The 21070-nt window shown below is 72.6% G+C and carries 16 protein-coding genes and 1 tRNA gene; 12 read left to right on the forward strand and 5 right to left on the reverse strand.

Annotation, left to right across the window (positions count from 1 at the left end; genetic code table 11):
* Nucleotides 1-87 precede the first annotated feature (87 nt).
* Complete coding sequence (locus ACIGXW_RS08295) at nt 88-936, forward strand: DUF4344 domain-containing metallopeptidase (RefSeq protein ID WP_399571231.1); 849 nt, start codon at nt 88-90, stop codon at nt 934-936.
* Nucleotides 937-985: 49 nt separating this feature from the next.
* Here ACIGXW_RS08295 and ACIGXW_RS08300 read toward each other — a convergent pair whose 3' ends face one another.
* The gene (locus ACIGXW_RS08300) at nt 986-2368 is read right to left on the reverse strand and encodes a helix-turn-helix domain-containing protein (RefSeq protein ID WP_399571233.1); all 1383 of its coding nucleotides are present in this window, start codon (nt 2366-2368) and stop codon (nt 986-988) included.
* A gap of 69 nt (nt 2369-2437) precedes the next feature.
* On the opposite strand from ACIGXW_RS08300, the gene ACIGXW_RS08305 reads away from it, so the two are divergent.
* Together ACIGXW_RS08305 and ACIGXW_RS08310 are read left to right on the forward strand one after the other, a co-directional pair.
* On the forward strand, nt 2438-3763 hold the full coding sequence (locus ACIGXW_RS08305; RefSeq protein WP_399571235.1) for an alpha/beta fold hydrolase: 1326 nt from the start codon (nt 2438-2440) through the stop codon (nt 3761-3763).
* A gap of 108 nt (nt 3764-3871) precedes the next feature.
* Nucleotides 3872-5161, forward strand: coding sequence for a M64 family metallopeptidase (locus ACIGXW_RS08310; protein WP_399571237.1), 1290 nt, complete (start codon nt 3872-3874; stop codon nt 5159-5161).
* 16 nt (nt 5162-5177) lie between these two features.
* On the opposite strand, the gene ACIGXW_RS08315 is transcribed toward ACIGXW_RS08310, so the two are convergent.
* Nucleotides 5178-5861 carry a TetR/AcrR family transcriptional regulator gene (locus tag ACIGXW_RS08315; RefSeq protein WP_071962596.1) on the reverse strand — a complete coding sequence of 228 codons (684 nt, stop codon included), beginning with the start codon at nt 5859-5861 and terminating at the stop codon, nt 5178-5180.
* Between the two features lie 107 nt (nt 5862-5968).
* On the opposite strand from ACIGXW_RS08315, the gene ACIGXW_RS08320 reads away from it, so the two are divergent.
* Both ACIGXW_RS08320 and ACIGXW_RS08325 read left to right on the forward strand, forming a co-directional pair.
* Nucleotides 5969-7429: an MFS transporter gene (locus ACIGXW_RS08320; protein WP_399571239.1), complete on the forward strand. Its 1461-nt coding sequence runs from the start codon at nt 5969-5971 to the stop codon at nt 7427-7429.
* Nucleotides 7430-7457: 28 nt separating this feature from the next.
* On the forward strand, nt 7458-7859 hold the full coding sequence (locus tag ACIGXW_RS08325; protein WP_399571242.1) for a VOC family protein: 402 nt from the start codon (nt 7458-7460) through the stop codon (nt 7857-7859).
* Nucleotides 7860-7863: 4 nt separating this feature from the next.
* Here ACIGXW_RS08325 and ACIGXW_RS08330 read toward each other — a convergent pair whose 3' ends face one another.
* Nucleotides 7864-9039 (reverse strand): winged helix DNA-binding domain-containing protein, encoded by a 1176-nt coding sequence (locus ACIGXW_RS08330; RefSeq protein ID WP_399571244.1) that lies wholly within the window; start codon nt 9037-9039, stop codon nt 7864-7866.
* A 138-nt stretch (nt 9040-9177) separates the two neighbouring features.
* A tRNA-Arg gene (locus tag ACIGXW_RS08335) sits at nt 9178-9250 on the reverse strand.
* A 201-nt stretch (nt 9251-9451) separates the two neighbouring features.
* Here ACIGXW_RS08335 and ACIGXW_RS08340 point away from each other — a divergent pair.
* From ACIGXW_RS08340 to ACIGXW_RS08355, 4 genes are read left to right on the forward strand one after another with little or no spacing between them, the layout of a single operon-like run.
* Nucleotides 9452-11044 (forward strand): serine/threonine-protein kinase, encoded by a 1593-nt coding sequence (locus ACIGXW_RS08340; RefSeq protein WP_399571246.1) that lies wholly within the window; start codon nt 9452-9454, stop codon nt 11042-11044.
* A 53-nt stretch (nt 11045-11097) separates the two neighbouring features.
* Nucleotides 11098-12732 (forward strand): serine/threonine-protein kinase, encoded by a 1635-nt coding sequence (locus tag ACIGXW_RS08345; protein ID WP_399571248.1) that lies wholly within the window; start codon nt 11098-11100, stop codon nt 12730-12732.
* Nucleotides 12733-12790: 58 nt separating this feature from the next.
* Nucleotides 12791-14413 carry a succinic semialdehyde dehydrogenase gene (locus ACIGXW_RS08350; protein WP_399571250.1) on the forward strand — a complete coding sequence of 541 codons (1623 nt, stop codon included), beginning with the start codon at nt 12791-12793 and terminating at the stop codon, nt 14411-14413.
* 13 nt (nt 14414-14426) lie between these two features.
* On the forward strand, nt 14427-16205 hold the full coding sequence (locus ACIGXW_RS08355) for a GMC oxidoreductase (protein ID WP_399571253.1): 1779 nt from the start codon (nt 14427-14429) through the stop codon (nt 16203-16205).
* Between the two features lie 618 nt (nt 16206-16823).
* On the opposite strand, the gene ACIGXW_RS08360 is transcribed toward ACIGXW_RS08355, so the two are convergent.
* Nucleotides 16824-17129 carry a chorismate mutase gene (locus ACIGXW_RS08360; RefSeq protein WP_071962607.1) on the reverse strand — a complete coding sequence of 102 codons (306 nt, stop codon included), beginning with the start codon at nt 17127-17129 and terminating at the stop codon, nt 16824-16826.
* Between the two features lie 324 nt (nt 17130-17453).
* Here ACIGXW_RS08360 and guaA point away from each other — a divergent pair, with 324 nt between their 5' ends.
* The 3 genes from guaA (at nt 17454) to ACIGXW_RS08375 (ending at nt 21014) form a co-directional block, all read left to right on the forward strand.
* On the forward strand, nt 17454-19058 hold the full coding sequence (guaA, locus tag ACIGXW_RS08365) for a glutamine-hydrolyzing GMP synthase (protein WP_071962608.1): 1605 nt from the start codon (nt 17454-17456) through the stop codon (nt 19056-19058).
* Between the two features lie 179 nt (nt 19059-19237).
* Complete coding sequence (locus tag ACIGXW_RS08370) at nt 19238-20149, forward strand: alpha/beta fold hydrolase (protein ID WP_399571255.1); 912 nt, start codon at nt 19238-19240, stop codon at nt 20147-20149.
* Between the two features lie 70 nt (nt 20150-20219).
* A complete protein-coding gene (locus ACIGXW_RS08375) occupies nt 20220-21014 on the forward strand; it encodes a class II aldolase/adducin family protein (RefSeq protein ID WP_399571257.1) in 795 nt (264 codons plus the stop codon).
* Nucleotides 21015-21070 lie beyond the last annotated feature (56 nt).

The following is a 21070-nucleotide window of genomic DNA, read 5'->3' on the forward strand; positions in this document are numbered from 1 at the left end:
GCCGGGGACACCCCCGCCGACCGGCGGGGGTGGGCCGGGACCCACGGCGGATTCCGTCCGGGCGCGCGGACGGGCAGAGTGCTGTCCATGCTGCACCATGCGGGGGCCGGCCCCCGGATTCCGGCCACCGTGTGGCGCGCCCGCGCGCTCGTCGTGGCCGGTGTCTGTACCGCCGCCCTCGCCACCGCGTGCGGACCACGGTCGCAGGCCGCCGCGCCCCCCACAGGCGGCGGCCTGTCCGTGTCCTACCAGGCGGGCGGAGCGGACGAGCGGGCCTTCCTGCGCGAGCGCCGGCTGCCGGAGAAGGTCGCCGAGGACCTGAACAAGTTCGTCCGGCTGCCGGAGCGGGTCGAGATCGTCGGCCGCGTCTGCAAGAAGGACGACACCTCCGAGTACGACCCGGAGACCAGTCGCATAGCGCTCTGCTACGGCTTCGTCCGCGAGGTCCGCTCGATGTTCGAGGCGGACCGGACGTCAGGTGCCGACCGCGATCCCGCGGAGCGGACGGCCGGCGTCATCACCGAGACGCTCTACCACGAGGCCGCCCACGCGCTCATCGACAAGCTGGACCTGCCGTTCACCGGCCACGAGGAGGACGTCGCCGACCAGTTCGCGGCGTACCGCCTGCTGGACCAGGGCAAGGCGGGCCGCGCCGCGCTGCTGGCCGCCGCCGACAACTACGCGCAGTACGCGAGCGGGGCCGACCCCTCCGACGTCGACCCCTCGGACGAACACCCTCCGGACGCGGCCCGCAGCGCCGGCTACCGCTGCTATCTGTACGGCTCGGCGCCGCAGCGCGAACGGGGGGCGGTGTACCGCGCCCTGGTCGACGGCAAGCGCCTGAGCATGCAGCGGGCCGCGCTGTGCGAAGGGGAGTACGACGACTTGCGGCGCGGCTGGAGGCGACTCCTCGCGCCGCACATGACCGACCGCTGACCGGCCCGGGTGAGGGGAGGGCCGGTCGGCGGCGCGGCACCCGGCGGCGTCAGGGGCGCGGCCAGTGGGGCGGGGAGGTGGGCGCCGGGCCCAGCGTCGTCGTGCCGGGCGCGGCCCGGTGCCCCAGACCGGTGCGGTAGGCGTCCAGGGCGGCCTCCGTACGGCCCGTGCGCCGCAGCAGATCGCCCAGCAGGCGGCACAGGTCGGCGAGGTCGCCGGCGGCGCCCGTGCGCTCCAGCAGGGACAGCGCGGCGCAGTAGTGCTCCTCGGCGGCCTCGGTGTCGGCGCGTTCCTCGGCGATGAGCCCCAGCAGCCGGTGCGCGCCGCCCGCGTGGACGGCGCCGCGCTCGGCCCCCAGCGCCGTGGGCGACAGCAGCGGGCGCAGCAGCTCCTCGGCCTCGGCGGCCTTGCCCCTGCGCCGCAGCACGTCCGCCAGCTCCACCTCGACCTGCACGGTGAACAGGGCGGCGCGCTTGGACGCCAGCATGTCGCGGGCGGTGCGCAGCTCGCTCTCGGCCTTGCGCAGATTGCCGTCCTGGGCGTGGACGTAGCCGCGCATCCAGTGGCAGTGGGCGAGCTCGGTGCGTATGTGCAGCTGCTGGTAGAGCTCCTGGGCCTTGGCGAGGGAGGCGTCGGCGTCGGCGATCCGGCCCTCGGCGATGAGGGTGCGGGCCACGCCCCGGTGCATGCCCGCCACCAGCGCGGGGTTGTCCACCTGGGGCGCGAGGGCCAGTGCGAGCTCCGCGGCGTGCGCGGCACGTGCGTGCGCCCCCATGTCCATGTAGGGCGCGATGGAGGCGGTGTACAGGAGCAGCAGGGCGTCGGGGTCGTGCATCCCGGAGGCGTTGAGCTCGTCGACGGCCGTCTCCAGCAGATAGCAGGAGTAGCGTAGTTCGCCCGCCAGCAGGTGGGCGGTGGCCCGCCCGCGCAGGGCGGGCACGCGGCGCGGCAGCGGCTGGCCGGCGAGCAGGGCCTCGGCCTCGGCGAAGTGGTCGCGGGCGTCGGTGAGATCGCCGGTCTCCAGCGCGCAGTCGCCGAGCCCGAGCAGGGCGGTGAAGTGCTCCTGCACGAGCTCCAGGCCCGCGGCCTCGTCGCGCAGGGCGCGGAAGAGCACGGCGGCGTCCTCGGCGTCGCCCGTGGCCAGTGCGCGCCGGGCGTCGGTCAGCCGCATGCGCAGCTCGGTCGCCAGGTGCGGGGGGCGCCCGGTGGCGAGCTCCTCGACGGTGGTGCCCAGCCGCCGCGCGAGGTGGCGCAGGGCGGTCTCGGAGGGGCGGACCTTGCCGGCCTCCAGGGTGGAGACGTACGCGGCGGTGTAGGCGGGTTCGGCCAGTTGCTTCTGGGTGAGTCCCTTTTCGGTGCGCATCCGCAGGACGCGCCGCCCGATGTCGGAGGGTTCGTCCGCCCGTATGCCGTGGGTGCTGTTCTCGGCCACTTCCGCCCCTCGGTACATTGCGCCGTGATTCAAGCCGTGCGTTAAATCTGCTTACGTGAGGATGTAACCGTGCCGAAGACCACCGGGACACGGGGTGCCGGAAATATCACCGTCCGGCAGCCCGGACTGGCCCTCACCGACCACTTCTTCGACGTGCCGCTCGACCATACGTCCCCCGGCGGAGAACACATCCGCCTCTACGCCCGCGAGGTCGTCGCCGCGGACCGCGCGCACGAGGACCTGCCGTGGCTGGTCTACCTGCAGGGCGGCCCCGGCTTTCCCGCGGGACGGCCCGTGGGCCGCGAGAACTGGCTCGACCGCGCGCTGGAGGACTACCGCGTCCTGCTGCTCGACCAGCGCGGCACCGGCCGCTCCACCCCGGCCGGCCGGCAGACCCTCCCGCTGCGCGGCACCCCGCAGCGGCAGGCCGACTACCTCGCCCACTTCCGGGCCGACGCGATCGTGCGCGACTGCGAGTACATCCGCCCGCGGCTGACCGGCGGCCGGCCGTGGACCGTGCTGGGGCAGAGCTTCGGCGGCTTCTGCGCCGTCACCTACCTCTCGCTCGCCCCGGAGGGGCTCGCGCAGGTGATCATCACCGGTGGCCTGCCGTCCCTCGACGCCGACGCGGACGCCGTCTACCGCGCCGCCTATCCGCGCATGGAGCGCAAGGTCCTCGCGCACTACGCCCGCTACCCGCGTGACGAGGAGGCGGCACTGCGCATAGCCGAGCACCTCGCCGGCACCGAGGAGGTGCTGCCGGACGGCACGCTGCTGACCGTCCAGGCGTTCCAGCAGCTCGGCATCATGCTCGGCACCGGCGACGGCTCGCACCGGCTGCACTACCTGCTGGAGGACGCGTTCGTGCCGACCGTCGACGGGCCGCGCCTGTCCGACGCGTTCACGGAACAGGTCGCGGCGGTGCTCTCGCGCGCCGGGAGCCCTCTGTACACGCTCCTCCATGAGGCCATTTATGCCCAGGACGAGCGCGCGACGCACTGGTCCGCCGAGCGGATACGCGGGGAATTCCCGCAGTTCGAACAGCACTTCGAGCCCGGTGGCCGTTTCCTCTTCACCGGCGAGACCGTCCACCCCTGGATGCTGCGCACCCACGCCGCCCTGCGCCCGCTGCGGCACACCGCCGAACTGCTCGCGGAGCGCAAGGGATGGACGCCGCTGTACGACGCCGGCAGGCTCGCGCGCAATACGGTCCCGGTCGCCGCCGCGATCTACCACGACGACCTCTACGTCGACACCGCCCACTCGCTGCGCACGGCCCGGGCCATCGCCGGGCTGCGCACCTGGGTCACCGACGAGTACGAGCACGACGGCCTGCGGGCGAGCGGGCGCGTGGTGCTGGACCGGCTGCTCAGGCTCGTAAGGGATGAGATCTGAGCGTCCGATCCATTGTCATGAACCTCCCGAACCCCTACGTTGAGCCGCACCTTAACGCGACTTAACTCGCCGCTTAATCGGCGGGTTTCGGTTCGGGAGGAACCCCCCATGCACAGACGAATATCCATCGCGGCCGCTGCCGCCGCCCTGGCCGTCCTCGCCGCCGGGACGAACGCGGCCGCAGTTGACGCGAATCCCCGCCCCAAACCCGCCCAACGAGTGGAGTACTTCACCGAACCGGGCGGCCACCCCCACCACACGACCGTCCCCGCGCCCCGTACCCCGCCGCGTCCGCTGCTCCCCTCCGCCAAAGGCGACGGCCACGTGACGCCGGTCGTCGAGAACGGCCCGGTCGGCAGCAAGCTCGACATCGTCTTCGTCGGCGACGGCTACACCGCCTCCGAGCAGGACGCCTTCCACGCGGCTGTGCGGGCCAAGTGGGAGCGGATGTCCGCCGTGGAGCCCTACGCCTCCTACCGCAAGCTCTTCAACGTCTGGGCGGTGGACGCCGTCTCGCGCGACTCGGGCGTCTCCGGTGACCCGGCGCAGGGCGTGGTGAAGAACACCGCCCTCGGCTCGGGCTTCTACTGCGACGGCATCGAGCGGCTGTTGTGCGTGGACACCGCCAAGGTCGAGTCGTACGCCGCCAAGGCGCCCGCCGCCGACCTGGTGGTGGTGCTCTCCCACTCCGCCAAGTACGGCGGCGCCGGCTACAACGACGTCGTCTCCCAGGTCGGCTACGACGGCATCGCCACCGCCTCGTCCGACAACGACCGCTCCGACCAGATCCTCGTCCACGAGAGCGGCCATTCCCTCGGCAAGCTCGCCGACGAGTACCAGTACGACGAGTACGGCACCTACACCGGTCCCGAGCCGGCGGACGTCAACACCTCCACGCTCACCGCGGAGCGCATGACCGCCCAGCGCGCGAAGTGGTACCGCTGGATCGGCCGCACCTCACCCGACGGCGGCACCGTGGGAGCGTACGAGGGCGGCGGCTACTACCCCAAGGGCCTCTTCCGCCCCACCGCGGACTCGCTCATGCGGTCGCTGGGCCGTGAGTTCAACCTCCCCGGCCGCGAGGCGATGATCGCGGGCTTCTACCGGCATGCCACCCCCCTGAGCGGGGTGCCCGGCCAGGGCACGAGCGTCGGGCGCGGGGAGCGGGTGAGCGTCCGGCCGGGATCGGCGACGACCGAGGTGCGCTGGTACGTCGACGGTCGCGAGGCCGTCGCGGCCCGGGGCAGGACGAGCGTCGTCCCGCGCTCGCTGGGCGTTCCCGCCGACGGCCGGCAGCACGTGCTGTCGGCGCGGGGGACCGACCGCACGGACGCGGTGCGCGATCCGGAGCTCGCCCGGCGGCTGACCGCCGAGGTGACGTGGCGGGTCGTGCGCTGACGCCCCCGCGCGGCGCTCAGGAGGGCTCGGCGTCCAGCGGGGCCGAGCCCTCGTAGGCCAGGGCGAGCCGGGCGAACCCCCGGTCGACGGCCTCGGCGGCGGCCGCCCGTACGTGCTCGGTCGGCTCGTCCGCCGCCATGGTGGTGTGCACCGCCGCATAGGCGGTCTCCCCGACGGCGATGGCCAGCGCGGCGAACAGCCGGACCTCGGCGTCCGCCAGCCGCGGGGCCCGCGCGGCGAGGAGCCCGGCGAGCAGCCGCTGCCGCTCCGCGACGATCGCGTGGTAGCTCTTCCTGAGCGCCGGGCTCTCCAGCAGGACACGGGAGAAGATCCGGCCGTGGGCGAAGTGCTCCTCGGAGAAGACCAGTTCGCACCGCCCGGTGTAGAAGGCGCGCAGACCGTCGAGGAGTTCCCCCCAGGTCCGGGACGACTCGACGGTCTGCGGCATGCCCGCCCAGAACTCCTCGCGCCGGCTGAAGAAGATGTCCTCCTTCGACGCGAAGTGCGTGAAGACCGTCGCCGGCGCCACGTCCGCCTCCGCGGCGATGCGGGCGAGCGTGACGGCGTCGAACCCCTGCTCGGCGAAGAGGCGGAAGGCCGCGTCGGAGATCGCCGCGCGGGTGCGCTCCCGCTTGCGTCCGCGCATGCCGGAGGCCGGGGCGGGCTCGGAGGACGGGGTGGCGGCCGGGAGCGGAGTCATGGGCTCAGGATAACGGCCTTGGGGCACAGAAATAGAGATGCTATATTTTTAGAGCTGGTCTAATTCGATCTTCATGCTCCACGGCCTTCGCACGTGAGGACGCCCGCATGTCCACCGCCACATCACCCCTGCGGCCCGCAGCCGAGGACGGCCCCGCCGCCTTACCCCGCAACGCCGCCGCGATCCTGGCCATCGCCTGCGCGGCACAGTTCATGGTCATCCTCGATGTGTCGATCGTGAACGTGGCGCTCCCGTCCGTGCGCGCCGAGCTCCACCTCAGCGCCGCCGGCCAGCAGTGGATCGTCAACGCCTACACCCTCGGCTTCGCCGGCCTGCTGCTGCTCGGCGGCCGCGCGGCCGACCTCGTCGGCACCAAGCGGGCCTTCCTCACCGGACTCGCGGCCTTCACCCTCGCCTCGCTCGTCGGCGGCTTCGCCACCGACGGCGCCCTGCTGATCGCCGCCCGCGCGGTACAGGGCGTGGGCGGCGCGGTCCTCGCGCCGGCCACCCTGACGCTGATCATGACGACGTTCACCGAGCCCGCCGCCCGCACCCGCGCCATGGGCGCCTGGAGTGCCGTCATGGCGGCCGGCGGTGCGGCGGGCGCGGTCGTCGGCGGCGTGCTCACCCAGTACGCGGGCTGGCGCTGGGTCTTCTTCGTCAACGTCCCCCTGGGCGCCGTCCTGCTGGCCGCCGCGCTGGTGTACGTACCGGCCGCCGCGGGCGCCCGGGGCGGGCTGCGCCGGCTGGACCTGCCGGGCGCGGCGACGGTGACCGCGGGCCTGACCGCGCTCGTCTACGGAATCATCTCCAGCGAGACCCACGGGTGGGACTCGGCCGCGGTATGGGGGCCGGTCGCGGCCGCCGTGGTGCTGCTGGCGGCGTTCGTGGTCATCGAGTCCCGGGTCGCCCACCCCCTCGTCCCCCTGGCGGTCCTGCGCCGCCGCACGCTGGCCACCGCGAACCTGGTCGTGATGTTGATCGGCGCGTCGATGTTCTCGATGTGGTTCCTTGTCTCCCTCCACCTGCAGCAGGTCCTCGGCTACGACGCGCTCCGGGCGGGCCTGTGCTTCGTGCCCGGCTCGCTCGCGATCATCACCGGCGCCCGCATCGCCACCCGCGTCGTGGACCGCACCGGCGCCCGCCCGCTGCTGGTGACCGGCATGGCGCTGAGCACCGTGGGCTTCGCCTGGCTCTCCCAGATCCGGGCCGGCGGCAGTTACCCGGCCGACGTCCTCGCGCCCTTCGTCCTCGTCACCCTCGGCATGGGCCTGGCCTCCATGCCCGTCACGATGGCCGCGACCGGCGACACCCCCCGTGAGCAGGCGGGGCTGGCCTCGGGACTGGTCAACACCTCGCGCCAGGTCGGCGGCGCCCTCGGCCTCGCCGTCCTGGGGACCGTCGCCTCCCACACCACGGCCGCCCACCTGGCCGGCCACGCCCATGACGTACCGGCCGCCCTGGCGGCCGGCTACGGCCGCGGCCTGCTGATCGCCGCGGTCTGCACCGCCTGTGCCGCGCTGGGCGGGCTGGCCCTGCCCGGCCGCGGCCGTACCGCCAAGCCCTGAGAGAACCGCAACGGACCGAAGGAGCACCATGGCAGCCGAACTGAACCACGTCATCGTCCACTGCAAGGACCGGCACGCCTCCGCCGCGTTCGTCGCCGAGCTGCTCGGCACGAAGCCGCCGGCCGACGTCGCGATCTTCACCCAGATCACCACGTCCAACGGCGTCGACATCGACTTCGCCGACTCCGTGGTCGCGCCGGACGACCTCAACAACTCCCACCTCGCCTTCCTCGTCACCGAGGAGGAGTTCGACACAACCTTCGCGAAGATCACCGAGCGGTCGCTGCCGCACTGGGCGGACCCGTACCGGACCACCGAGGGCATCAACCACAACGACGGCGGGCGCGGCGTCTACGTCCTGGACCCGGGCGGCACGATCGCCGTCGAGTTCCTCACCGTCCCCTACGGCGGCCGGCCCAAGTCCGCCTGAGCCGCTAGCGCACCAGTTCCCGCTCCAGCGGCGTACGGAACCGGGGCGTGACGCGGACCTCCCCGATCCAGGCGGACAGCCGTGCGGCCTCCGCCCCGATCGCGGCCACCGCGTCGCGCCCCGCGTCCGTCAGGAGCCGCCACACGATCTCGCCGTCGGCGCGCTGCGCCCACCCGCCGATGACGCGGCCGTTCCACCAGACGGTGGGCCCGATGTTGCCGGCCCGGTCGAAGAGGAAGGGGACGTGGTCGGGCGAGAGGTACCAGTCGCGCCCGCGCCAGCCCATGGCCGTCGGGTCAAGCCCGGGAAGCAGGGCCGCCCAGTCGCCCCACGGCCCGGCGTCCTCGAGGTCGTCCGGCAGGGCGAACCCGGGCCCCGCCTCCAGCCGCACCTCGAGGGCCCCGACGTCGGCCAGCGCCGCCCGTGTGTCCCGCAGCGTCCAGCCGGTCCACCACTTCAGGTCGGCCTCCGTCGACGGCCCGTACGAGCCGAGCCAGCGCCGCACCACCTCCGCCTTCGCCTCGCGCACCGGAACGTCCGGCAGCTGCGGCACCGGCGCCCACGCGTACAGGCTGCTCGTCCACGAGCCGCGCGGCCGGGCCCGGCGCACATGCCCGTCCGAGGCCAGCAGCCGCAGCACCCGGCTGCCCACGCTCTGCCGCCCCTCGTACGGCTTGCCGGGCGAGACGATCATCGTCTCCCGCAGCGCGGGCACGTCCCGGGCCAGCTCGGCCGTCGTCGCCTCGCCGCGCCCGGCGAGCGCGGCCAGCACCTCCCGCTCGGTGCGCACCAGACGCCGCTCGTCCCAGTCCGGCAGGCTCTGCCGGAGCTGCTTGAGCAGCCCCTCCCGCTCCTTGAGCGCGATCGCGCGGGCGGTGGAGCAGTTCACGTAGGGGGCCGCGTCGGTGCTGACGGCGAAGAGCGTGCGCCGCATGGACAGCAGCTTGACCAGCGTCACGTCCTCGTACAGCCCCCGCTCCACCTCGGCCGTGGACGGCTCGGCGAGCCGTGCGCACGCCGACAGGTACACGGTCGCCGGGTCGCTGGCGTGCAGTCCGACGAGGGCGTCGGCCACCTCCTCGACGGTCGCGGCACGGCGACCGGGCGCCAGGAGGTGACGGTGCGCGAGGCGGGCACGGCGCTGATCGTCAGTGATGCGGGGGGTGCGGGAGGGGGCCATGGGGCCGACGCTAGGCGGTCAGTAGGACGGATGCCGTCCTAGACGCGAGCCGGCGAAGGACGGCCTCCGAAGAACGGACAACGAAGAACGGACAACGAAGAACGGGAGCCGGACACTGTCCGGCTCCCGTCAGGAGTGTGCGCTCGGCAGGATTCGAACCTGCAACCTCTTGATCCGTAGTCAAGTGCTCTATCCGTTAAGCTACGAGCGCTTGGCGTCCCGGAGGCGGATTCCCGTCGTCCGGTCGGCGTTGCGGGAACAACTGTACATGAACTGTGCGGGTGCTTTGGACGCCCGCGCTTCCGCCCCGCCGCCCCTACGATCCGACGAACCGGAAGAATGTTGCCCGTCGTGGAGTGAAGCGACCGGTACGGACCCGGTCGGGCGGGGCGAGGTGGGGCAATATGAGCTCATGGGCACCTTCGCTGCACACGGCGGTCTCATCGCCGGGCGGTACCGGCTGGTCCGCAAGATCGGGCGCGGTGGCATGGGCACCGTATGGCGTGCCACGGACGAGCTGCTGGCCCGTGAGGTCGCGGTCAAAGAGCTGCACATCGACGATCAGCACTCCGCCGCGGATGCCCAGGCGCAGTACGACCGCATGCTGCGCGAGGCCCGTGCGGTCGCACTGATCAAGCACCCGAACGTGATCGTCATGCACGACATCGTCGAGCAGGACGGCCGGCCCTGGATCGTCATGGAGCTGATCGACGGCCGCTCGCTGTCCGGCCGGCTCTCCACCGAGGGCCCGGTCACCCCGCAGGAGGGGGCCCGCATCGGCGTCGCGCTGCTGGGCGCGCTGCGCGCGGCGCACGCGCGCGGCGTCCTGCACCGCGACATCAAGCCCCCGAACGTCCTGCTGGAGGCGGCGACCGGGCGGGTGGTACTCACGGACTTCGGCATCGCCCAGGTCTCCGGCGCCACGACGATCACCGAGACGGGCGCGTTCGTGGGCTCGCCCGAGTACACCGCGCCCGAGCGGATGGCCGGCGGGCGCGCGGGCCCGGAGTCGGACCTGTGGTCGCTGGGCGTGCTGCTATGCACGGCCATGAACGGGGAATCGCCCTTCCACCGCGATTCGTTGGGCGGCATCCTGCACGCCGTCGTCTACGCCGAGATCCGTCCGCCCGCCGCGGCCGGGCCGCTGCTGCCGGTCGTACGGGGCCTGTTGGAGCGGGACCCGGCGCAGCGGATGAGCGCGGACGAGGCGGAGCGGCTGCTGCGCGGCTTTCTGGACACCGGCCGGACGCCGGTCCCCGAGAGGTACACGCCGACGCAGACCGGTACGCGCGTCCCGGTGCCCGCCGCCCACGCCGAGACCGTCACGACGCCCGGCAGCAACCGTGCCCGTACCGCCCTGATGGCGGCGCTGACCGTGGTCACGCTGGCCGGGATGGGCGCCGGTGCGGCCGCGCTGCTGATGGACCGTGAGCCGGGCCGGGTGTCCTCGAACGACAAGGCGGCCCACTCCACCGGGCCGTCCAGGGGCGCGTCCGTCCTCGAGCCGCCGCCCACCAGCGCGTCGGTGTCCGCGCCCGCCGGCTACCACGCCGTGCAGGACCCGGCGGGCTTCGCGCTCGCCGTGCCCGACGGCTTCGTCCGCTCCTTCGAGCCGCCCCGCGTCTTCTACTACTCGCCCGGCAAGGAGTTCCGCATCGGCGTCCTCATCCAGGACGTGCAGGAGGGCGGCCCGATCGCCGTCATGCGCAGCTCCGCCGCCATGGCCCCGGACCGCTACCCCGGCTACCGCGACGGCAAGGTCGAGCGCACCACGCACAAGGGCCGGCGGGCCGCCTCCTGGGAGTTCGTCTGGGACGGCTTCGAGGTTCCGGAGAGCAAGGCGCCCGCCGGCTCCCGCCACACCTACGACCTCGCCTGGGACGAGGGGGACAAGATGTACGACGTGTGGGTGTCCTCCCCGGTCGGCAAGTCCGCCGAGGGTCGCCGTCACTTCCACACGGCGCTGTCCACCTTTGTCAGGACGAAGCCGGTCTCATCGCCCTGACCCTCCGTTCGCCGATGTGCGGCGGCCGCTCCGCGCTTGGTAATGATGGGGCCATGACGAACGACGGGGGATGGGCGAGCGGGCCCACCAGTTACGAACTCCAGCCACCTGCGCCGGCGGGCAACCCCTACGTACCCACCCAAGCCCACACCGCGACCGCCGACCCGGGCGTGGGCCGGGTCGTGGGAGGCCGCTACCGCCTCATATCCCGGCTCGGGCACGGCGGCATGGGCACCGTGTGGAAGGCCCGCGACGAGGTCGTCGACCGTGACGTCGCCGTCAAGGAGCCGCGCGTCCCGGACAACGTGCCGGAAGCGATGCGGCAGAACGTCCACCAGCGCATGCAGCGCGAGGCCCGGGCCGCGGCCCGCATCGACCACCCGTCCGTGGTGACCGTCCACGACGTGGTCGTCGAGGACGGCCGCCCGTGGATCGTCATGGAGCTGGTGCGCGGGCGCTCCCTGGCCGACCAGCTGGCCGAGGGCACCCTGGACCAGCGCGAGGCGGCCCGCGTCGGGCTGGCCGTGCTCGGCGCGCTGACGGCCGCGCACGAGGCGGGGGTGCTGCACCGCGACGTCAAGCCGGACAACGTGCTGCTCGGCCGCAACGACCGCGTCGTGCTCACCGACTTCGGCATCGCGACGATCGAGGGCGAGCAGGGCCTGACCGAGACCGGCGCGTTCGTGGGGTCACCGGAATACGTCGCTCCGGAACGGGTGCTGGGCCAGCGGCCCGGCCCGGAGTCCGACCTGTGGTCGCTGGGCGTGGTGCTCTACACGGCGGCGGAGGGCATGTCCCCGTTCCGCCGCTCCAACACGCAGGCGACGATGCAGGCCATCCTGTCGGCGGATCCCCAGGTTCCGGCGCGGGGCGCGGGGGCGTTCTCCTCGATCGTCATGCAGCTGCTGCGCAAGGAGCCCGCCGCCCGGCCGACGGCCGCCGAGGTCCGGCAGGCGCTGGAGGCGGTGGCCCGGCCGCAGGCACCGCAGCCGTCGGTGTTCACTTCGGCCGGCGCCCGGCCGGCGGGCAGCAAGTGGGTGCCGCCCGTGCTGCACGGCAACCGCAAGGCGCAGTGGGGGCTCGGAGTCGGTGTGGTGGCCGTGGCCACCGCGGCGGCACTGCTCATCGTGAACCCGTTCGCGGTGGGGCCGGCGATTCCGCTGCACTGGAAGGTCCGGGACGAGCCCGAGATCGTCAAGGCGTCGATCGCCGTGCCCGAGGACTACGTCAAGGAGACGAACGCCGACAAGGGCTGGGTCTCCTTCCGCGATCCCAGCGGCGTCTTCACGCTCTACCTCACCCGCGAGACGGACGAGAAGCGCAGCAAGAACACCTCGGACTCGCAGCCGAAGGAGGTCGCTTCGGCCTCGGCCGAGGCCGAGAGGATCGCCGAAGCGCAGAAGAGCCGCAAGGGCGACTGGACGTCGTTCAACGAACCGGAGGCGACCACGGCCGAGGTCTCCCGCTTCCAGGGCATGGAAGCGGCGGAGGTCGTCACCGTCTACCGCAAGTCCGGGGACGGCGAAAAAGACCCCAAGAGCGTCTGGCGCACCCGGGTCATCGTCGACGAGGCCGAGAACACCGCCTGGCTGCTCGAGCTCCGGATGCCCGCCGCAGGGCAGGCCCGCAAGGACGGCGACAAGCTCTTCGACGACGTCCTGAAGTACCTCAAGATCCAGGCGAAGTGACCCCTTTGAGGTTACCGGCAGGTACCCAATTCGTCCGGTCCGTCATACGCTCACCCGCATGACGGACACGCTGGACACTGGAACAGTCGCCGATGGCAACTCCCGCAATCCCGTAGCCCCGGCGGGCACCCGCACCGCCGACGACGTCGTCACCCCGGAGCTCGTCGCCCGCCTCACCCGCGCGGTGGTGAGCTCCGGCGGCAGCGCGGACAGCCACGCCCCCTTCACCGGGCGGAAGCTGGCCGGCCTGCCGATATCCACCCCCGAGGACGTCGCGACCGCCTTCGCCCGGGCACGGGAGGCGCAGCGCGCCTGGGCCGCGGAGCCTGTACGACGGCGGGCGGCCGTCCTGCTGCGCTTCCACGACCTCGTACTCGCCCGCCAGTCCGAGATCCTGGACCTCATCCAGCTGGAGACCGGCAAGGCCCGGCTGCACGCCCACGAGGAGATCCAGGCGGTCGCCGTGGTGGCGCGGCACTACGGACTGGCGGCCTCCGCCTATCTCCGGCCCAAGGGCCACACCGGCGTCCTGCCGGTCCTCACCAAAGTCACCGAACTGCGCAAGCCGCGCGGGGTGATCGGGCACATCGCCCCCTGGAACTATCCGCTCGAGCTGTCCGCCGGGGACGCCCTGCCCGCCTTCGTCGCGGGCAACGCGGTGGTCATGAAGCCCGACACACAGACGGCCCTCACGGTCCTGTGGGCTCGCGAACTCCTCGTCGAGGCCGGCCTTCCCGAGGCCCTGTGGCAGGTCGTGCTCGGCGAGGGCCCCGTCGTCGGCCCCGCCGTCGTCGGCCACGCCGACTACGTCTCCTTCACCGGTTCCACGCGCACCGGCCGCGAGGTCGCCCAGGGCGCCGCGGCGCGGCTGGTGGGCGCCACGCTCGAGCTCGGCGGCAAGAACGCCATGCTGGTGCTGCGTGACGCCGACCTCGACAAGGCGGCGGCGGGAGCGGTCCGGGGCTGCTTCTCGTCCGCCGGCCAGCTGTGCATGGCCATCGAGCGGCTGTACGTCCATTCCTCCATAGCCGACGCGTTCCTCCGGCGCTTCGCCGCCCGTACGAAGGCGCTGCGGCTGGGCACGGCCCTGGCGTACGGCACCGACATGGGCTCGCTCGTCTCGGCGAAGCAACTGGAGACCGTCACCCGGCACGTGGACGAGGCCGTCGCCAAGGGCGCCACCGTCGTAGCGGGCGGCAGGGCACGGCCGGACGTCGGGCCGCTGTTCTACGAACCGACCATTCTCGACGGCGTCGAGCCGCCCATGGCGCTGTGCGCGGAGGAGACCTTCGGCCCGGTCGTCTCCGTCTACCGCTTCGATGACGAGGACGAGGCGGTGCGGCTGGCCAACTCCTCGCCGTACGGCCTCAACGCGAGCGTGTGGACGAGGGACGGGCGGCGCGGCCGGGCGGTCGCCGCACGGGTCGACGCCGGGACCGTCAACGTCAACGAGGCGTACGGGGCCGGGTACGCCAGCGTGGGAGCGCCGATGGGCGGCATGGGCGACTCGGGCCTGGGCCGGCGGCACGGCGCCGAGGGCATCCTGAAGTACACGGAGGCCCAGACGGTCGCCCACCAGCGGATCATGCCCCTGGGGCCGGCGTTCGGGCTGGACGACGAGCAGTACGCGCGCGTGCTGACAGGCGGGCTGCGGCTGCTGAAGGCGATCCGTCTGCGCTGACCGGAGGCATGTGGTGACCACATTCGACTACGACGTCATCGTCATCGGCTCGGGCTTCGGCGGCTCCGTCTCCGCCCTGCGCCTGAGCGAGAAGGGCTACCGCGTGGGCGTGCTGGAGGCCGGCCGCCGCTTCACCCGCGACAGCCTCCCCCGCAACTCCTGGGACCTGCGCAATTACCTGTGGGCCCCGGCCCTGGGGCTTTACGGCATCCAGCGCATCCACCTCCTCGGCAACGTCATGGTCCTCGCGGGCGCCGGCGTCGGCGGCGGTTCGCTGAACTACGCCAACACGCTCTACGTACCGCCCAAGGCGTTCTTCGACGACCCGCAGTGGGCCTCCATCACCGACTGGGAGCAGGAGCTGCGCCCGTACTACGAGCAGGCGCGGCGCATGCTGGGCGTACGGCTCAACCCCACCGTGACCCCCTCCGACGTCCACCTGAAGGCGGCCGCCGAACGGATGGGCGTGGGGGAGAGCTTCCACCTCGCCCCGGTCGGCGTCTTCTTCGGCGACGGCGAGGACGGCGACGGGAGCGCCCGCGCCCGCCCAGGCGCCGAGGTCCCGGACCCGTACTTCGGGGGCGCGGGCCCCGCCCGCAAGGCCTGCGTGGAGTGCGGCGAGTGCATGACCGGCTGCCGGCACGGCGCCAAGAACACCCTGGGTGAGAACTACCTCCACCTCGCCGAGCGCGCCGGAGCCGTCATCCACCCGATGACGACGGTCGTGGCCCTCACCGAGCACGCGGACGGCGGCTACCGCGTCCTGACCGTCCCCACCGGCCGGCGCCGCACGGCCCGCCCCCGGGTGCTGCGCGCCGAACGGGTCGTGATCGCCGCCGGAACGTACGGCACCCAGACGCTCCTGCACACCATGCGGGACAAGGGCCTGCTGCCCCGCCTCTCCGAGCGGCTCGGCGAGCTGACCCGGACGAACTCCGAGGCCCTGGTCGGCGCCCAGACCACCGCCCGCCGCTACCGCGCCGCGCACGGCCGGAAGCCCGACTTCACCCGGGGCGTGGCGATCACCTCGTCCGTCCACCCCGACGCCCACACCCACATCGAACCCGTGCGGTACGGCAAGGGCTCGAACGCCATGGGCGGCCTGTCCATCCTCCAGGTGCCGGTGGGGACGCGCATGCCGCGGGCGGTGGCCTTCGCGGCGCGCTGCGCACGGCATCCGGTGCTGCTGCTGCGGTCGCTGTCCAACCGCCGCTGGTCCGAGCGCACGATCATCGGCCTCGTCATGCAGTCGCTGGACAACTCCCTGACGACGTACCGCAGGCCGGGCGGCGTGGGCAAGGGCCTGCTCACGGCCCGGCAGGGCCACGGCGCGCCCAACCCGAAGCAGATCCCCGTGGCGGCCGAGGCGGCGCGCCTCATCGCCCGGGAGATCAACGGTTTCGCCGGCAGCAACGTCGGCGAGCTCATGGGCACCCCGCTCACCGCCCACTTCATCGGCGGCTGCCCGATCGGCCCCGACCCGTCCCGGGGCGTCATCGATCCGTACCACCGGCTGTACGGGCACCCCGGCATCTCGGTGGTCGACGGCGCGGCCGTCTCCGCGAACCTCGGCGTCAACCCCTCCTTGACGATCACGGCGCAGGCGGAGCGCGCGATGGCCTTCTGGCCGAACAAGGGCGAGGCGGATCCCCGCCCGGAGCAGGGCGGCGCGTACGAGCGCGTGGCCGCCGTCGCGCCGCACGGCCCGGCGGTGCCCGAGGACGCCTTCGGGGCGCTGCGACTGCCGTTCCTGCCGGTGCCGGAGGTGCCGAAGAGGCAGGCGGGGGAGTGACGGAGCGGCCTGCCCATTCCGGCCATGTGACGTAACTCACTGACGCCGGGTGCGCCGGGTCGCCCGCGCCGGGCCGCGGCACGGCGAAGGGCCCCGGGCCGCACCGCGGGGGCGTGCGGGCGGCCTCGGGGCCCTTGACTGCCGGCACCGAGGTCAGGGCAGGGTCGGTGCCGCGGAGCGACGCCGGGGGGAGCGTCGCAGGCTGGAGATGGTTGAACCAATGGCGGTACGGGACAAGGGACTTGCCGTTCCCTTTTGCATCGTGCGGGATGAGCCGCCCCGGGCGCAACCGTTTCGACCGGATACGGTCGGTTCCAGGCGTCCCTGGAACCGACCGCCCCTTGAGTGGCGGCCGGGCTGCTGTCCCCTGCTGACCGGTCGCCTCGCCACCGGAGTGAGGTCCCACGACGCGCGTGCTCGCGCGTCACACACCCCGGTGGATCCCGCCCTGTCGTTGCCGGGCGCCCAGATGAACAGGGGCGGAAGCCACGCGTGGATCTCGGAGGGCCGCTCCTGGCTGGGGCGGACACCGGTATTAACGAAGATGATCAGCCGCCGGTCACGCGCCGTACGGGTGACGGGCCCCGAACTCGGGTGCGGCGGGTGACCGGACCACGGTCAGATACGGCCCCGGCAGAGCTCGAGCAGGGTCATGGCCAGGGCGGTGCCGGGCTTGCCGAGCTGCTCGCTGTAGTGGCCGAGGATCTCCATCTCGCGGGAGAGGTTCACCCGGCGCCCGCCGGAGGCGATCCGCTCGCGCTGGATCACGGCCGAGACGGCCATGCGCTCCTGGACGAGCCCGATGATGCGGCCGTCGAGGTCGTCGATCCGCTCCCGGGCACCGGTGATCACGCCGGCGGCGTGATCGGTGCGGGCGCCGGTGTCGGTGTGACGCGGGGTGCTGGTGGTGGTCGTGGTGCTCATGTGTGTTTCTCCAAAGAGGGCGCGGCCCCCGGAGCGGCATGACCCGGAAAAACGACAGGCGCCCCGGGCCTTGTCGGCCCGGGGCGCCTGGGAAGTCGCTTGTCAGTTGCTCAAGCAGCACGACCATGGCAGCCGGACGGGCCGGGTGCCATAGGTAAAGACGAAGGTCAGGTGCTTGCGCATGGCGGACAGTATGGCCCGCGCGGGGCCCTCGGGCCAATGCGCGTCGGGGCATCGTTCGGATGGTGAGACAAAAGCAAGCTCCCGCGCCCCGGTAGAATCGACAAATACAGCCCCCTCCTCGACCGCCGGAAGGCCGCTCCCGTGTCAGCAGCACCCCCCGCCGCCGCCCACGACAACACCGCGGAACCGGTGCTCGTTGTCGACTTCGGTGCGCAGTACGCCCAGCTCATCGCCCGCCGCGTCCGCGAGGCCCGCGTCTACAGCGAGATCGTGCCCAGCACGATGCCCGTCGCCGAGATGCTCGCCAAGAACCCCAAGGCGATCATCCTCTCCGGCGGCCCCTCGTCCGTGTACGAGGAGGGCGCCCCCCGCCTGGACGACGCCCTCGGCCTCTTCGAGTCCGGCGTCCCCGTCTTCGGCATGTGCTACGGCTTCCAGCTGATGGCCACCACCCTCGGCGGCACCGTCGACAACACCGGTGCGCGCGAGTACGGCCGTACCCCCCTGCACGTCTCCAAGACCGGCTCGACCCTCTTCGAGGGCACCCCGGCGGAGCAGTCGGTGTGGATGTCGCACGGCGACGCCTGCTCGGCCGCCCCCGAGGGCTTCACCGTCACCGCGTCCACGGACGTCGTGCCGGTCGCCGCCTTCGAGAACGACGCCAAGAAGCTCTACGGCGTGCAGTACCACCCCGAGGTGATGCACTCCACGCACGGCCAGCTGGTCATGGAGCACTTCCTCTACCGCGGCGCGGGCATCGAGCCGACCTGGACCACGGGCAACGTGATCGAGGAGCAGGTCGCCGCCATCCAGGAGATGGTCGGCACCAAGCGCGCGATCTGCGGTCTGTCGGGCGGCGTGGACTCCGCCGTCGCCGCCGCCCTCGTGCAGAAGGCCATCGGCTCCCAGCTGACCTGCGTGTACGTCGACCACGGCCTGATGCGCAAGGGCGAGACCGAGCAGGTCGAGAAGGACTTCGTCGCCGCGACCGGCGTCCAGCTGAAGGTCGTCGACGCCCAGGAGCGCTTCCTGAACGCGCTGGCCGGGGTCTCCGACCCGGAGACCAAGCGCAAGATCATCGGCCGTGAGTTCATCCGCGTCTTCGAGCAGGCGCAGGCCGAGATCGTCGCCGAGGGCGCGGCCGACGGCGAGGACGTCGCGTTCCTCGTCCAGGGCACGCTCTACCCCGACGTCGTCGAGTCCGGCGGCGGCACCGGCACCGCCAACATCAAGTCCCACCACAACGTGGGCGGCCTCCCCGAGGACCTGGAGTTCAAGCTCATCGAGCCGCTCCGCCAGCTCTTCAAGGACGAGGTCCGCATGGTCGGCCAGGAGCTCGGCCTGCCGGACGAGATCGTCCAGCGCCAGCCCTTCCCCGGCCCCGGCCTGGGCATCCGCATCGTCGGCGAGGTGACCAAGGAGCGTCTGGACCTCCTGCGCGAGGCCGACGCCATCGCCCGCGAGGAGCTCACCGCGGCCGGCCTGGACCGCGAGATCTGGCAGTGCCCGGTCGTGCTCCTGGCCGACGTCCGCTCGGTCGGCGTCCAGGGTGACGGCCGCACCTACGGCCACCCGATCGTGCTGCGCCCGGTCTCGTCCGAGGACGCGATGACGGCCGACTGGACGCGCATGCCGTACGAGGTGCTCGCCCGGATCTCGACCCGCATCACGAACGAGGTCGCCGATGTGAACCGCGTGGTGCTGGACGTCACCAGCAAGCCGCCGGGCACCATCGAGTGGGAGTAGTCCTCCCCTGATCGAACGCCGGTGCCGCCGCCCATTCGTCCGGGCGGCGGCACCGGCGTTTTGCCATGGGGCGCGTCGGCAGAACCGGGCCGGCAAAAGGGTGGCGGGATCACGAGACGAGACGTATCGTTTCACTCCTGAGGCCGTACCCGCACACGAACCCCAGGAAGGGACCCGTCATGACCCGAGCCGGAATCCGAACCCTTGCCGTCGACGTCGCCCCCGACGTGCAGCTGTGGACCGAAGCGCGCGGCGCCGCCGACGCGTCCCCCCTGCTGCTCATCATGGGCGCGCAGGCCTCCGGCCTGGCCTGGCCCGAGGAGTTCGTCGACGCCCTCGCCGCCCGCCACCGCGTGATCCGCTACGACCACCGCGACGTCGGCCGCTCCACCTGGTCCTACGACGAGCGGCCCTATCGCATCACCGACCTCGCGGAGGACGCCCTCGCCGTCCTGGACGCACACGGCGTAGAGCGTGCCCACATCGTCGGCATGTCGCTCGGCGGCATGCTGGCGCAGCTGCTGCTCGCCGATCACCCGGACCGCTTCCTCAGCGCCACCCTCATCGGCACCTGCGCGCTCAGCGCGCGGCCGCTCGTCGAGGCCGACGGTACGGAAACCGCTGTCGCCGAGCTGCCCGGCATCGATCCGCGCGTCCTGGAGATGTGGGCGCAGCCCGTGGAGGATCACGGCCTGGAGGCCGAGCTGGACCGGCGCGTGGCGCACTGGCGGCTCCTGAGCGGCGAGGAACTCCCCTTCCACGCCGACGAGATGCGCGAGCGCGAGCGGCGGATCATCGAGCACGCGGGGCGTTACGACGTCTCCACCGCCCACGGCCGCGCCGATCACTCCGGCATGGACCGTACGGAGGAGCTGGCGCGCAACACCGTTCCCACGCTGGTGACCGATGCCTCCGCCGAGCCCGTCTTCCCGCGGCCCCACGCCCGCCACATCGCCCAAGTGATCGGCAACGCCCGGACGGTGGCGATGCCGGGCATGGGGCACGCGCTGCCGCGCGAGTGCCTGCGGCCGCTGGCCGAGGCGGTCCTGGAGCACGCCGCGGCCGCGTCGGCGGCGCCCACCGGGTCGTAGGCCTGTTCCCGGCGGGTACCCGGCGGTAGCTTCCGGTTCGTAGCCACGGAGCAACCGGAGGAGCACCGCCATGTCGCAGGCAGCCGCACCGGAACCCATCCCCACCGATCAGCTCCACTTCGCCATGCCCCCCAAGCACGACACCGTCGAGGACGAGCGGCGGCACCGCAAGGAGCGGCTCGCGGCGGCGCTGCGGCTCTTCGGGCGGTTCGGGTTCGAGGAGGGGGTCGCGGGGCACATCACCGCGCGTGATCCGCAGTTCACCGATCACTTCTGGGTCAACCCGTTCGGGATGTCGTTCAAGCACATCACCGTCTCCGACCTGATCCTCGTCAATCACCAGGGGCAGGTCGTCGAGGGCCGCTACCACGTCAACCAGGCCGCCTTCGCGATCCACTCGCAGGTCCACCGGGCCCGGCCCGACGTCGTGGCCGCCGCGCACAGCCACTCCACGTACGGACGGGCGCTGTCCGCGCTGGGGGAGCTGCTGGAGCCGATCACGCAGGACGTCTGCGCCTTCTATCAGGACCACGCGCTCTTCGACGACTACACGGGCGTCGTCGTGGACGAGGAGGAGGGGCGGCGCATCGCCACGGCCCTGGGGCCGCACAAGGCGGTGATCCTGCGCAACCACGGGCTGCTGACGGTCGGGGACTCGGTCGACGCGGCGGCGTGGTGGTTCATCACGATGGAACGTTCCTGCCAGGTGCAGCTGGCGGCGAAGGCCGCCGGGAAGCCGGTGCTCATCGACGCGGCGAGCGCCGAGCACACCCGTGACCAGCTCGGCAACGACCTGGTGGCGTGGATCAACTACCAGCCGCTCCACCAGCAGATCACCCGCAGCGAGCCGGAGCTCCTGGGCTGACGGACCGGGCGTGCGACCCCCGCCCGTCGGCGGGGGTCGCTCGTTCTTCCGGGCGC

The sequence above is a fragment of the Streptomyces sp. NPDC053079 genome, assembly GCF_044546695.1.
Lineage (GTDB): Bacteria > Actinomycetota > Actinomycetes > Streptomycetales > Streptomycetaceae > Streptomyces.